The organism is Streptomyces sp. SudanB5_2050, from assembly GCF_964272335.1.
GTDB lineage: Bacteria > Actinomycetota > Actinomycetes > Streptomycetales > Streptomycetaceae > Streptomyces > Streptomyces rochei.
The window spans coordinates 3721683-3735000 of the sequence record NZ_OZ186760.1; the positions used below are offsets into that span (position 1 = coordinate 3721683).

General features: G+C 69.4%; 11 protein-coding genes and 2 rRNA genes (1 of these 13 running past the window's edge). 8 read left to right on the forward strand and 5 right to left on the reverse strand.

Translation table 11 applies throughout. The features are described 5' to 3' along the window. Positions 1–45: 45 nt before the first annotated feature. Together ACFZP7_RS16570 and ACFZP7_RS16575 are read right to left on the reverse strand one after the other, a co-directional pair. Positions 46–756, reverse strand: a complete 711-nt coding sequence (locus ACFZP7_RS16570) for a phosphatase PAP2 family protein (protein ID WP_031019838.1) — start codon at positions 754–756, stop codon at positions 46–48. Between the two features lie 240 nt (positions 757–996). Next, positions 997–2016 (reverse strand): bifunctional lytic transglycosylase/C40 family peptidase, encoded by a 1020-nt coding sequence (locus ACFZP7_RS16575; protein WP_078912054.1) that lies wholly within the window; start codon positions 2014–2016, stop codon positions 997–999. A gap of 349 nt (positions 2017–2365) precedes the next feature. Between ACFZP7_RS16575 and ACFZP7_RS16580 the strand changes: the two genes are divergently transcribed. The 6 genes from ACFZP7_RS16580 (at position 2366) to ACFZP7_RS16605 (ending at position 9486) form a co-directional block, all read left to right on the forward strand. After that, positions 2366–2674, forward strand: coding sequence for a membrane protein (locus ACFZP7_RS16580; protein WP_019326783.1), 309 nt, complete (start codon positions 2366–2368; stop codon positions 2672–2674). Positions 2675–2840: 166 nt separating this feature from the next. Then, the gene (locus ACFZP7_RS16585; protein WP_322501080.1) at positions 2841–3638 is read left to right on the forward strand and encodes a hypothetical protein; all 798 of its coding nucleotides are present in this window, start codon (positions 2841–2843) and stop codon (positions 3636–3638) included. Beyond that, a complete protein-coding gene (locus ACFZP7_RS16590) occupies positions 3628–4980 on the forward strand; it encodes a hypothetical protein (protein ID WP_385634697.1) in 1353 nt (450 codons plus the stop codon). The genes ACFZP7_RS16585 and ACFZP7_RS16590 overlap by 11 nt, the downstream gene beginning before the upstream one ends. Then, complete coding sequence (locus ACFZP7_RS16595) at positions 4977–6536, forward strand: SCO6880 family protein (protein ID WP_210902892.1); 1560 nt, start codon at positions 4977–4979, stop codon at positions 6534–6536. Before ACFZP7_RS16590 ends, ACFZP7_RS16595 begins: the two co-directional genes overlap by 4 nt. A gap of 12 nt (positions 6537–6548) precedes the next feature. Continuing rightward, positions 6549–7961 (forward strand): ATP-binding protein, encoded by a 1413-nt coding sequence (locus ACFZP7_RS16600; RefSeq protein WP_031019830.1) that lies wholly within the window; start codon positions 6549–6551, stop codon positions 7959–7961. A gap of 22 nt (positions 7962–7983) precedes the next feature. Beyond that, positions 7984–9486 carry a type VI secretion protein gene (locus ACFZP7_RS16605; protein ID WP_385634698.1) on the forward strand — a complete coding sequence of 501 codons (1503 nt, stop codon included), beginning with the start codon at positions 7984–7986 and terminating at the stop codon, positions 9484–9486. Between the two features lie 29 nt (positions 9487–9515). On the opposite strand, the gene ACFZP7_RS16610 is transcribed toward ACFZP7_RS16605, so the two are convergent. Continuing rightward, entirely contained in the window at positions 9516–10079 is a 564-nt protein-coding gene (locus ACFZP7_RS16610) for a GNAT family N-acetyltransferase (protein ID WP_185912073.1), read from the reverse strand. A 94-nt stretch (positions 10080–10173) separates the two neighbouring features. Between ACFZP7_RS16610 and ACFZP7_RS16615 the strand changes: the two genes are divergently transcribed. Together ACFZP7_RS16615 and ACFZP7_RS16620 are read left to right on the forward strand one after the other, a co-directional pair. Then, complete coding sequence (locus tag ACFZP7_RS16615; RefSeq protein ID WP_385634699.1) at positions 10174–11430, forward strand: sensor histidine kinase; 1257 nt, start codon at positions 10174–10176, stop codon at positions 11428–11430. Further along, positions 11427–12092: a response regulator gene (locus ACFZP7_RS16620; protein ID WP_385634700.1), complete on the forward strand. Its 666-nt coding sequence runs from the start codon at positions 11427–11429 to the stop codon at positions 12090–12092. The genes ACFZP7_RS16615 and ACFZP7_RS16620 overlap by 4 nt, the downstream gene beginning before the upstream one ends. A gap of 51 nt (positions 12093–12143) precedes the next feature. Here ACFZP7_RS16620 and rrf read toward each other — a convergent pair. Beyond that, positions 12144–12260: ribosomal RNA gene (gene rrf / locus ACFZP7_RS16625) — 5S ribosomal RNA — on the reverse strand. A gap of 87 nt (positions 12261–12347) precedes the next feature. Further along, a 23S ribosomal RNA gene (locus ACFZP7_RS16630) occupies positions 12348–13318 on the reverse strand; it runs 2153 nt beyond the window's last position.

Here is a 13318-nt window from a genome sequence, read left to right on the forward strand (position 1 = left end):
AGCCAGTAGCCAGTAGCTACTAGCTAGTGGGACAGCGTCCGCCCCCTAGGCGGCGAGGTCCCGCTCCCCCGTCTCGGCACTCTCGGCGCGCGCCCCCGGGATCACGGTGCTCCGCCCGGCGGCACCGCCTCGCCCCCGCGCCCGCACCAGCCAACCCACCCGGGGCGACCGCTCGACGGCCCGCGTCAGCGGCGTCAGCAGCGCCATGGCGACCGGCGACAGCAGCAGCGCGACCGCCGTGCCGAGCGCGAACCCGCCGATGACGTCCGTCGGGTAGTGCACGCCCATGTAGACCCGGATGAAGCCACCGAACAGCGCCAGCACGATCGCGCCGAGCCCGAACTTCCGGTTGGCGACGAACAGGGCGACGGCGAGGGCCATGCACAGCGTGGCGTGGTCGCTGACGAACGAGAAGTCGTCCTTGCCCGCGACCAGCACCTCCAGCCCGTCATGGGTCTTGAACGGCCGCGGCCGCTCCACGAAACCCCGTATCGGCACGTTGACCAGGACCGCGACACCGGCCGCGAGCGGCGCCCACACCAGGGCAGCCACGCTCGAGGCGGCGTCCTCGCCGCCCCGGCGCCGCACACCCCACCAGCACCACAGCACCAGCAGCACGATCGCGAACAGCAGTCCGTACTCACCGACGAACTCCATGACCCGGTCGAACCAGTGCGGTGCGTCCTTGGCCAGGCCGTTGATGTCGTAGAGCAGCTCGACGTCGGGGTTCGACCCGGATTCGGCGAGTCCAGCCATGGTGCTGCGGCCCCTTCGTCATGTCCTGCGGCGCATCGAGCGCACGCCTTTCCTCTGCCACCCCCGTGGTCGTAGATCCGCCGGGACGCGTCCCGTCCCGCACACCTACACGCCAACAGGAACGCACGGCCCCCGTTGATACGTTCCACACTCCACTGAATGATCACGCAGACGTTATCGAAGAGAGATACGTCGTCGCAGCTCAGGGCAGGGGTTCACGCTGCGTCCAAACCATCGCATTCACACCGTCGTGGGCAACGCTTTCGCGCCATCTTCGGTCACCCGGGTCGCCCCGAAGTAGTCCGGCGTGTCGATCGGATCGAAGCGGATCACGGCACCCGTTCGCGGGGCGTCGATCATGTAACCGCCGCCGACGTAGATGCCCACGTGCCGGATCGCCCGCGAGTTGGTCAGGTCGTCCGAGAAGAACACCAGGTCCCCGGGGAGCAGTTCCTCCCGGCTCGGATGCGGCCCCGCGTTGTACTGGTCGTTGGCCACCCGCGGCAGCTCGATCCCCACACTCTCGTACGCCGCCTGCGTCAGCCCCGAGCAGTCGAACCGCCCGCCCTGACTGGCCGTACCCGTACCGCCCCACAGATAGGGCGTCCCGAGCTTCTCCTGCGCGTAGGCGATGGCCCCGGCGGCCTGCTCGGAGGGGTCGACGCGGCCCTCGGGGGCCGCGAAGCTCTTCTCCAGGCTCCGGATGACCTTGACGTAGTTCTGCGTCTCCTTGTACGGCGGCACGCCCTGGTACTGGATGACCGCGCCGGCCCCCGCGTTGTAGGAGGCCAGCATGTTCTCGGTCGGGTTGCCGGGCACGTCCTTCACGTACGACGCGAGCGTGCAGTCGTACGACGCCGCCGACGGGATGGCGTCCGCCGGGTCCCAGACGTCCCGGTCACCGTCCCCGTCGCCGTCGATCCCGTGCGTGGCCCACGTCCCCGGGATGAACTGCGCTATCCCCTGCGCGGCGGCGTGGCTCTGGGCCTTCGGGTTGAAGCCGCTCTCCTGGTAGAGCTGGGCGGCGAGCAGCGCGGGGTTGATGGCGGGACAGAGATTGCCCCACTTCTGCACCAGCGCCTGGTACGCCGCGGGCACCGACCCCTTGGCCAGCCTCTTCGACCCGCCCCCGATGCCGTTGGCCAGATTCCCGGCGACCACGTAGACGCCCACGACGAGCAGCATCACGAAGCCCATGCCGAGGGCGACCGCGACACCGGCCCCGACCCACAACTTCCGCATGGCCCAACCCTCCCCCATGTCCGGGCCGTTCAATAACACTTTCTAGCCATGTCGCGGCCCGAAGGCCCGCCATCTTCGATCACGGCGCAGAAGGGCCCAACGAAACAACCACACGACAGGTTGCGCTCCAGCCTCATTGCCCGGAGTAACCTACCGTGATACACAGAGTGACCATACGACTCATCGCATACCGGTCCGCACGGCCCTCCTAAGGGCCGGCGCGGGCCGGTGGCAAGCTATCCGTACGAAACCTGCCAATCAATGACGCCAAGTCGACATACGACGGCGGATTTGTCGGCGACAATGAGGCCTGACCTCTGCACGTCCGCAGAGGATGCGGAACTACCCAACAGGGGCGGTGACTTACATGCTCTTTGCGGCCGACGAGGGAGACATCAACACCATCATCGGGGGGATCGCTCCGGACTGGGGCCCCTTCGGTGCGCTGGGGGCCGAGGCGAAGACGATGGTCCAGGTCGTCATGGCCGTCGCCATCCTGCTCTGCCTCGGCATCGCCATCTGGGGCGCGGCCAAGCAGCGCATCGGCGCCACGGCCCTCCGCGACACCTTCAGCGCGGAGCAGGGCAAGGGCCTCATCATCGCGGGCCTGACGGGCGTGTTCATCATCGGCTCCCTCGGCACGCTCTTCACCATCGTGTACGGGATGGCCGTATAGCCGCACTCACGTCCGTCCCTCACCCTCCACCCCACCCGCCCGTCGTGCCAACCGGCTGAGGTTGCGTTTCCCTGATGTCGAGTCACCACACCGCGCCCGCGCGGGAACCAGCACGGCTACCGTCGTACTTCTACGGCAGGCACGACGTCGAGGGGGCGTACGCGGCATGAGTCTCGGAGACGACCACCAGTCCTCCGGCGGTCACGGCGGCATGAGCGGGACGCGGGTGCGGCTGCCCGAGGAGGAGGGCGGTCACCGGCGCGGCGGACGTTCGTCGTCCAGAAGCCTGGTCACCGTGGTCGGCGTCGTCGTCCTCCTCATCGCCGCGATCGCCTTCGCGAACCGTGGAGGAGACGAGTCCGATTCCTCCGACGCGGCGGCGGACAAGCCGAAGACGTCCTCGACGGCCCCCTCGGGGACGGCCCCGGTCCAGTCGGGCTTCGCCCACGACGAGCAGGGCGCGCAGAGCGCGGCGGCGAACTACGCGGTGGCTCTGGGGTCTGACGGGATGTTCAACGCCGCGCGTCGGCACGACATCGTGAAAAGCATCGCTGACCCCGGGGCAGCCGACCGTCTTCAGTCCGGCTTCGACGCGGACTACTCGGCGGCGTTCCTGAAGAAGATCGGGCTCGGCGAGGATGGGCGAGCGCCGTCCGGGAGTACCTTCGTCAATCGCACAGCGCCCGTTGGCACCAAGGTGACTGCCTTCAGCGACAGCGCCGCCACCGTAGAAGTCTGGTGCACCGGGTTGTTCGGACTGACCGGGAAGAATACGACGCACCCGGTGACGACCAGCTGGTTCACCGTGACCATGAGCCTCAGCTGGAACGGCATGGACTGGAAGGTCTTGGAGACCAGCCAGAAAACCGGCCCAACGCCTGTCCCTGGAGACAACGCAGTGTCCAGCGGTGAGGAGATGGGCAAGGCGGTCCAGGAGTTCGGAGGCTTCACGTATGCCCGGTAACCAGCGCCGCGCTCTCACCGTCACCGGCTTGGTGGCCGCTGCTCAGACGGCCGTCTTCCTGCTGGCCACGCCGGCTTCCGCAGAGCCCAGTCCCACACCTACGAACTCCGACGACGCCTGCTCACTCATCGCGGGGCCTGCCAGGAAGTACTGCGAAGACGGCGACTCCGGTGCCGGCTCCACCGGTGGCGGTGGAGCCGACGCCCCCGGTATCTCCTCCACCCTCGACCCCCTCTCCTCCCTCGCCAAGGGCTGCGCCGACGCCGCCGCGTGGACCGTCGACAAGCTCAGCGCCGCCGTCGAGGACACGGCGAACGTCGACTTCACCAACCCGAAGTTCCTCCAGCAGTACGCCGTCGTCTTCGCGGCGTCGACGATCCTCACGCTCGTCCTCTGGCTCCTCGCCGTGGCGAAGCGTGCCGTGCGCGGCGTCCCCCTCTCCACCGCGCTCTCCGAGGCCATCGGGTTCCTCTGGCTCACCGTCCTGGCGTCGGCGTTCACGCCGCTGATCCTCTACACGGTCGTCTCGGCGACCGACGGCGTCACCGACGTCCTCGCCAAGACCACCGGCGACCAGACGGACACCTTCTTCGGCACGTTCTCCGGCGCCCTGAAGAAGGGCGAGGACATCGGCGGCGGACCGATCATGCTGATCGTCGTCTCCCTGGTGTCGATCCTCGCCGCCGGCGTCCTCTGGCTGGAACTCGTCATCCGTGCCGCCCTGCTCTACGTCGGCGCCCTGCTCGGCACCGTCGTCTACGCCGGCCTGGTCGACAAGAACCTGTGGGGTCACGTCCGCCGCTGGGCCGGGATCATGATCGCGGTGATCCTGGTGAAGCCCGTCATCGTCATCGTGCTCGGGCTCGCCGGGGCGCTCTCCGCCGACGACGGGCCGGACGCCTTCTCCGCCGTCGTCTCCGGCCTCGCGATCATCCTGCTCGCCATCTTCGCGTCCGCGATGATCTACCGCTTCGTCCCCGGCTTCGGCGACGAGATCGCCAACGGCCGCAACAACCGCATCATGCAGGGCGCCGAGGGCAAGGCCGCCGCCGTGATCAGCTCCCCGGCGAACCTGGTCGCCCAGGGCATCAGAACCCACAGCACCCGCCACAACGGCGACAGCGGCGGCGGCCAGGGCGGCGGTTCCGGCGCCTCCGCGTCCCGTCCCTCGAACCCCGCCTCCGGCGGAGTCGCCGCGCACAGCACGCGCCCCTCGAACGGCGGCGGCGGAACTGTCCCCTCCGCCGCACCCGCACCGCGCTCCGGCAGCCCGGTGAACACCCCTCACGCCAGCAACACCCGCAACAGCAGCACCAAGAGCACAGGAGGTGACGGGCGTTGACGACCGAGTCCCACGTGTCCCATCCGGTCACGCCCCGCCGTACGTATCTCATCGGCCGGGCCCGGCCGAACGCGATCGTCGGCCGCAACCGCGAGACCGGTGAGATCGCGCTGATCATCGTCGGCGCGTTCCTCGGCATGATGTGCGGGCTCCTCGTCCCCGTCCTGTCCCTGCGCATCGTGCTGCTCGTCGGCTTCCCCATGCTCGCGCTGGCCGCCGTCTACGTGCCGTACAAGCACCGGACGTTCTACAAGTGGTTCGAGATCAACCGCAGCTACAAGCGGACCCTGCGCAACGGCACCACCTACCGCTCCGGCGCCATCGAGGCCGGCACCCGGCTCGACGGCCGTGAGGTCGAGGTCGGCCCGCCGCCCGGCATCGGCCGGATCACCTGGCTGGCCGCGCCCTTCGGGCCGGACGAGATCGCCGTGCTGCTGCACGCCGACCGCAAGACGGTGACGGCCGCGATCGAGATCGAGGGCCCCGGCGTCGGCCTGCGCGACTCCGAGGACCAGGAAGCCCTGGTGGACCGCTTCGGCACGCTGCTCAAGCACGTGGCCAACGGCGACGGCTTCGTCACCCGCATCCAGATGCTGGCCCGCACCCTCCCGGCCGACCCCGACGCGCACGCCAAGGACGTCGCCCAGCGCGGCGACGACAAGTCACCGGCGTGGCTCCAGCAGTCGTACGACCAGCTCCAGTCGATGGTGTCGACCAGCAGCGAGCAGCACCGCGCCTATCTCGTCGCCTGCATGCACTACACCCGCGAGCTGGCGGCCGAGGCCAACGCCATGGCCCGCGCCGCCCGCCCGCAGAACGGGCGCAAGCTGGACCGGGACGCGGGTCTCGCGGTCGTCATGGCCCGCGAGCTGACCGACATCTGCTCGCGCCTCCAGGAGGCCGACATCCGGGTCCGCCAGCCGCTGGGCCAGGGCAGGCTCGCCTCCCTCATCCACGCCATGTACGACCCGGACCACCCCATCGACCACATCCAGGCGATGACCCAGCGCAACGCCTGGCCGGCCGAGCTGGACGCCATGGAGCCCACCTACCTCCAGGCGAAGACCCGGGAGTCCTCCACCCGCGCCCCCTGGTGCCACGCCACCGCCTGGGTGAAGGAGTGGCCGATGACCCCGGTGGGCGTCAACTTCCTGGCCCCCCTGCTCGTCCACACCCCGGACGTCATCCGCACGGTCGCCGTCACGATGGACCTCGAACCCACCGAGGTCGCCATCGAACGCATGCTGACCGAGAAGACCAACGACGAGGCCGAGGCCTCCCGCGCCGCCAAGATGAACCGCACCGTCGACCCGCGCGACATCGCCGCCCACGGCCGCCTGGACCAGCGGGGCGAGGACCTCGCCAGCGGCGCGGCCGGAGTCAACCTGGTCGGCTACATCACCGTCTCCTCCCGTTCCCCCGAGGCGCTGGCCCGCGACAAGCGGACGATAAGGGCCTCGGCCGGAAAGTCGTACCTGAAACTGGAATGGTGCGACCGTGAGCACCACCGCGCCTTCGTGAACACACTTCCGTTCGCCACCGGCATCCGAAGGTAGGGGCTGAGCCTGATGCGGGACCCGCTGACCGTCCTCACCGACGCCTTCACGTCCTTCCTGTTCGGGAAGGTCGAGACGACCCGCCTGCCCGTCCGCACCTCCACGGGCCAGGCGCAGGCCGTCTACCTCCCCACCGCCGCGCCCGGCCTCGGCGACTCCGGCGTGATCATCGGCCGCGAGGTCTACTCCGGCAAGGGCTACATCTACGACCCCTTCCAGCTCTACGGCCAGCAGCTCCCCGCCCCGCACTGGCTGGTCCTCGGCGAGTCCGGGAACGGCAAGTCGGCGCTGGAGAAGACGTACGTCCTGCGTCAGCTCCGCTTCCGCGACCGCCAGGTCGTCGTGCTGGACGCGCAGGGCGAGGACGGCGTCGGCGAGTGGAACCTCATCGCCGAGGAGCTGGGCATAACGCCCATCCGCCTCGACCCGATGGCCGCCCTGGACCACGGCATCCGGCTCAACCCCCTCGATCCGGCGATCACCACGACGGGCCAGCTCGCGCTGCTCCGCACGATCATCGAGGTCGCGATGGGCCACGGCCTCGACGAGCGCTCCGGCTTCGCGCTCAAGGTCGCGCACGCCTACGTCAACGAGACCATCGTCGAACGCCAGCCGGTCCTCACCGACATCGTCGAGCAGCTCCGCCACCCCGAGCCGGAGTCCGCCGAGGCGATGAACGTCGCCATAGACGACGTACGGGCGTGGGGTCTGGACGTGGCGCTGGTCCTCGACCGCCTCGTCGACGGTGACCTGCGCGGCATGTTCGACGGCCCGACCACGGTCGGCATCGACCTGGACGCGCCGCTCATCGTCTTCGACCTCTCCCACATCGACCGCAACTCCATCGCCATGCCGATCCTGATGGCGATCGTCGGCGTCTGGCTGGAGCACACCTGGATCCGCCCCGACCGGAAGAAGCGCATCTTCCTGGTCGAGGAGGCCTGGCACATCATCAACAGCCCGTTCGTGGCGCAGCTGTTCCAGCGGCTGCTGAAGTTCGGGCGCCGGCTGGGTCTGTCGTTCGTGGCGGTGGTGCACCACCTGTCGGACGTCGTCGACGGGGCCGCGGCACGGGAGGCGGCGGCGATCCTGAAGATGGCCTCCACCCGGACCATCTACGCCCAGAAGGCCGACGAGGCACGGGCCACCGGACGCGTCCTGGGCCTGCCGCGCTGGGCCGTGGAGATCATCCCGACCCTCACGCCCGGCATCGCGGTCTGGGACGTCAACGGCAACGTCCAGGTGGTCAAGCACCTGATCACGGAGACCGAACGCCCGCTGGTCTTCACCGACCGCGCGATGACCGAGTCCTCCTCCGACCTCCGCGACGACGCCCTGCGCGCCGCCGAGCTGGAGGCCGAGGAGAGGGCGGCGGCCTTCATGGAGCAGCACATCGGCGACTCGTCGGAATCGACGGTGGCCTAGGCGAGGGGGAGGCACGGGGCAGATGAGACCGGACGACCAGCGGCGGGACGGCCAGGGCGGCATCCCGGACGGCCTGTTGATCGGCATACTCGCCTTTCTGCTCGGCATGACCGTGCTGGTGTGGACGGCGACCGGTCTCGCCGCCCTGTTCGCCCACGGCGCCTGGCCCTCCGGCGTCACCTTCACGGGCACCCCCCTGGCCATGCGTCATCTGGTCGCCCAGCCGCACGACATCGTCGGCGCCTGGCCGGACACCCCCGCCTCCGACCTCTCGGGGTACGGGCTGTTCTGGGGGCTGTTCATCGGCCAGCTGATGGTGCTGGTCGTGCTGACCGTGTTCGTGCTGGGCACGGTGGCCCGCTGGCGCGCGGTACGGCAGCGGCGGCGGGCCGAAGGGAGAGCGGCCGCGGCCGCACCACTGCCGGAGCCGACGCCGACGCCGGCACCGGAGCAGGTGCACGAGGTACCGACCCCGAGAGCGCCCCGGCAGTCCACCCCCGCACCCGCGGCCGTACCCGCGGAAGAACCCGCACGCGCGGAAGAGCCCCTCGCCCCCGTGGCCGCAGGCAGACGGGTGGGCGGATGGGAAAGCCGCCGCACCGAGGCCGGGATCCACTACGGTCCCCCGGACTCCCGCCTCCGGACCGCCGCCGACGCCCTGCGCGAAGCGGAGGGCGCCGCCCTCGTCATCACCTCCAGCCCGGCCCTCTGGTCGGACACCAAGGACGCCCGCGCGAAACTCGGTCCCTGCCACCTCTACGACCCCGCGCACCTGTGCGACACCCCGGCCCGCCTGCACTGGTCCCCCACCAGCGGCTGCGAGGACAGAGGGACGGCCACGGCCCGGGCGGCGGCCCTCCTGGCGCCGGTCCGCCCCACCGCCCGGCTCGACCAGGCCCTCGGCGACACCGCCGAACTCCTGCTGCGCAGCTACCTCCACGCGGCGGCCATCGACGGCCGCACCGTCCGCCACGTCCACCGCTGGGCCCAGGGCCTGCAGATCCAGGACGCCGTACGCGTCCTGCGCACCAACCCCAAGGCCGCACCCGGCGCGGCGGGCGAGCTGGAGGGGGCCCTGACCGCCCACCCCGACCGCCGGGACATGGCCCAGCAGCTGACCACCCGAGCGCTGGCCGCCCTCTCGACGCTCAACATCCGCGAAGCCTGCACTCCCAACCGAACTGATGCCCTCGCCCTGGATTCCTTCGTGCACGAACAGGGAACGCTTTACGTGGTGGGTGAATCCATCGAGGATCCTCGGACGAGCCCCGGCGCGATGCCGCTGCTGACGGCGCTCGTCTCAAGCGTGGTCGAGAGCGGCCGGCGCATGGCCGAACGGTCATCCTCCGGTCGCCTCGACCCACCACTCACCCTGGTCCTGGACGACGTGGCCGCCGTGGCGCCGCTCCCCCAGCTGCCGGAGCTCCTGGCCACCGGCGCGGACCTGGGCCTGCCCACCGTGGCCCTGCTCCGCTCCCGCGAACAGGCCCGCGCCCGCTGGCCCCACGACGAACTGCCCGTCTGACCCGCCGCCCACCGCAAGGTGGTCGCACGTCAGCGCTCGACCGCGAACTCCAGCTCGACCTCGCCGGGCTCCCCGCCCTCCAGCGGCACCGTCCGCCCGCTCGGCGCGAACCCGGCCTTCCGGTAGGCGGCCTGCGCCCGCCCGTTGTCCGGGTGGACGATCAGCCGCACCCGCTCCAGCCCGCGCGCCCACGACCACTCCAGCCCGGCGTCGAACAGGGCCTTGGTCAGTCCGCTCCCGCGCCACTCGCGCCGCACGAACACACCGACCACGTGTCCTTGCCGCCGCTCCACCGGAAATCCGGCCCAGTCGGTCGTCCCCGCCTCCTCGACCAGCACGGTCAAGGTGCCCACCCACAGCCCTTCCGGGCCCTCCGCGACGATCTGCTGCGCCCCCATCGCGCCCTCGGCCGCCTTGGCCGTCCGCTCCTGCCAGTAGGAGTCCGGCCGGCCCACGGCGTCGTCGTACGTCTCCAGGAACGCGAGGTGCGCCAGCGGGTCCCGCAGGGCACGCAGCCGCAGCTCCTTCACGGCGGGCCACTCGTCGGCGCGTATGGAGCGGATCACGTAGTCACCGGGGACCGAGGCACTCATGCGGGTCACCGTAATACCCCGGTACTACGGCCCTCACCTGATATACGGCCCCGAGAAGGACGCCCGTCGCGCCCGGACGCACGACGATGAGCGGATGGAGCACCTGAGCGAAGAGAAGGCGGCCGATCCCCTCACCGAGCACGCCCAACGCCTGGTCCGCCGGGTCCGTGCCTTCGACCGCTGCCGACCGCTCGTCTGGGACCTGCTCCTGACCGGCTTCTGGATGACGGCAGCACTGATCGACTACACCGGCGGCGGCTGGCGCAGCATCGCCCACAACCTCGATGTGCCCGGTCCGATGCTGCTCGCCATGAGCCTGGGTTTCACGATCCCGCTCCTGTGGCGCCGCGCGCACCCGGCGGCCGTCCTGCTCGCGATGGTCCCGGTCGCCCTCGTCAACGCCTGGACCGGTGCCATCCTCCAGGCCGCCATGCTCCAGTTGCTCGTCGTCTTCCACATCGCCCTGCGCCTGCCCCTGCGCGCCCTGTGCTGGGCCACACCCCTGGTGCTGGCCCAGGTCCTCGTGACGGGGCTGCGCCACGGCGAGAGCAGCGCCTCCTGGAACCAGCAGTTCGGCTCGCAGCTCCTCTCCCTCGGTGTGGCGGCCCTCATCGGCGTCACCGTCCGCACCCGGCGGAACTACACGGCCGCCCTGGAGGACCGCGCCCGTCGCCTGGAGACCGAGCGCGACCAGCAGGCGCGGATCGCCGCCGCCGCGGAACGCGCCCGCATCGCACGCGAGATGCACGACATCATCGGCCACAACCTCTCCGTCATCACGGGCCTGGCCGACGGCGGCCGGTACGCCGCCGCCAAGTCCCCGGAGCGCGCCGCCCAGGCCCTCGACGCGATCGGCAGCACCAGCCGCCAGGCCCTGGGCGAGCTGCGTCGCCTCCTCGACGTCCTGCGCGAGGACGCTCCGGGCCGGCCCCACTCCGCCGAACTGGCCCCCCAGCCCAGCCTCACCGACCTCGCGCCGCTCGTGGACGGAGTCCGCCGGGCGGGCCTGCCCGTGCGCACGACCGTGCACGGCCGCCCCGACCTCCCGGCGGGCCGCCAACTCGCCGTCTACCGCGTGATCCAGGAAGCCCTGACCAACACCCTCAAGCACGCGGGCCCGGACGCCACCGCCGACATACAGCTCCGCTACGGCGAAGGAGGCTCGGTCACCCTCACGGTCACGGACACCGGCCGCGCCGTCCGGTCCGACAGCCCGGGCGACGGCCGCGGACTTCCCGGCATGCGCGAGCGGACGGCCCTGTACGGCGGCACACTTGAGGCCGGCCCACGCCCGCACCCCGAGCGGGGCTGGCGTGTCCACCTGCACCTACCGGAGGAAACACCGCAGTGACCACCGTCCTCATCGCCGACGACCAGCCCCTCCAGCGCTTCGGTTTCCGGATGCTCCTGGAGAGCCAGGACGACATGACGGTCGTGGGTGAAGCGGCCAACGGCGCGGAAGCCGCCCGCATGACGGCCGAACTCGCCCCCGACGTGGTCCTCATGGACGTCCGCATGCCCGGCCTGGACGGCATCGAGGCCACCCGCCGCATCATCGCGGGCGGCGGACGCACCCGGGTCCTCATCCTGACCACCTTCGACCTGGACGAGTACGCCTACGCCGGTCTGCGCGCCGGTGCCTCCGGGTTCCTCGTCAAGGACGCCCAGCCCGAGGAACTGCTCTCCGGCGTCCGAGCGGTGGCCACCGGCGACGCCGTGGTGGCCCCGAGCCTGACCCGCCGGCTGCTCGACGCCTACGTCCACCACCTGCCGGCCGCCGTACAGGCCGACGACTCACCGGACCCGCGGCTCGCCTCCCTCACCGAGCGCGAGCGCGAGATCCTCGAAGTCCTGGGGCAGGGTTGGACCAACACAGAAATAGCGGAACGCCTCCACCTCGCCGAATCGACGGTGAAGACACACGTGGGCCGCATCCTCGCCAAGACGGGTTCCCGAGACCGCGTCCAGGCGGTCATCCTGGCCTACGACACCAAACTCGTGAAACCGTCCTGAAACGCAGAATGCCCCGCACCGTTCCCGGTGCGGGGCATTCTCGCAAAAATTGTTCGGCGGCGTCCTACTCTCCCACAGGGTCCCCCCTGCAGTACCATCGGCGCTGTAAGGCTTAGCTTCCGGGTTCGGAATGTAACCGGGCGTTTCCCCTACGCTATGACCACCGAAACACTATGAAACTGACAACCGCACCGTCCGTGACCATGGACGGGGTTGTTCGTGGTTTCAGAACCAACACAGTGGACGCGAGCAACTGAGGACAAGCCCTCGGCCTATTAGTACCAGTCAACTCCACCGGTTACCCGGCTTCCATATCTGGCCTATCAACCCAGTCGTCTACTGGGAGCCTTACCCTCTCTAGGAGGTGGGAGTCCTCATCTCGAAGCAGGCTTCCCGCTTAGATGCTTTCAGCGGTTATCCCTCCCGAACGTAGCCAACCAGCCATGCCCTTGGCAGAACAACTGGCACACCAGAGGTTCGTCCGTCCCGGTCCTCTCGTACTAGGGACAGCCCTTCTCAAGACTCCTACGCGCACAGCGGATAGGGACCGAACTGTCTCACGACGTTCTAAACCCAGCTCGCGTACCGCTTTAATGGGCGAACAGCCCAACCCTTGGGACCGACTCCAGCCCCAGGATGCGACGAGCCGACATCGAGGTGCCAAACCATCCCGTCGATATGGACTCTTGGGGAAGATCAGCCTGTTATCCCCGGGGTACCTTTTATCCGTTGAGCGACGGCGCTTCCACAAGCCACCGCCGGATCACTAGTCCCGACTTTCGTCCCTGCTCGACCCGTCGGTCTCACAGTCAAGCTCCCTTGTGCACTTACACTCAACACCTGATTGCCAACCAGGCTGAGGGAACCTTTGGGCGCCTCCGTTACCCTTTAGGAGGCAACCGCCCCAGTTAAACTACCCATCAGACACTGTCCCTGATCCGGATCACGGACCCAGGTTAGACATCCAGCACGACCAGACTGGTATTTCAACGACGACTCCACCCACACTGGCGTGCGAGCTTCAAAGTCTCCCAGCTATCCTACACAAGCCGAACCGAACACCAATATCAAACTGTAGTAAAGGTCCCGGGGTCTTTCCGTCCTGCTGCGCGAAACGAGCATCTTTACTCGTAGTGCAATTTCACCGGGCCTATGGTTGAGACAGTCGAGAAGTCGTTACGCCATTCGTGCAGGTCGGAACTTACCCGACAAGGAATTTCGCTACC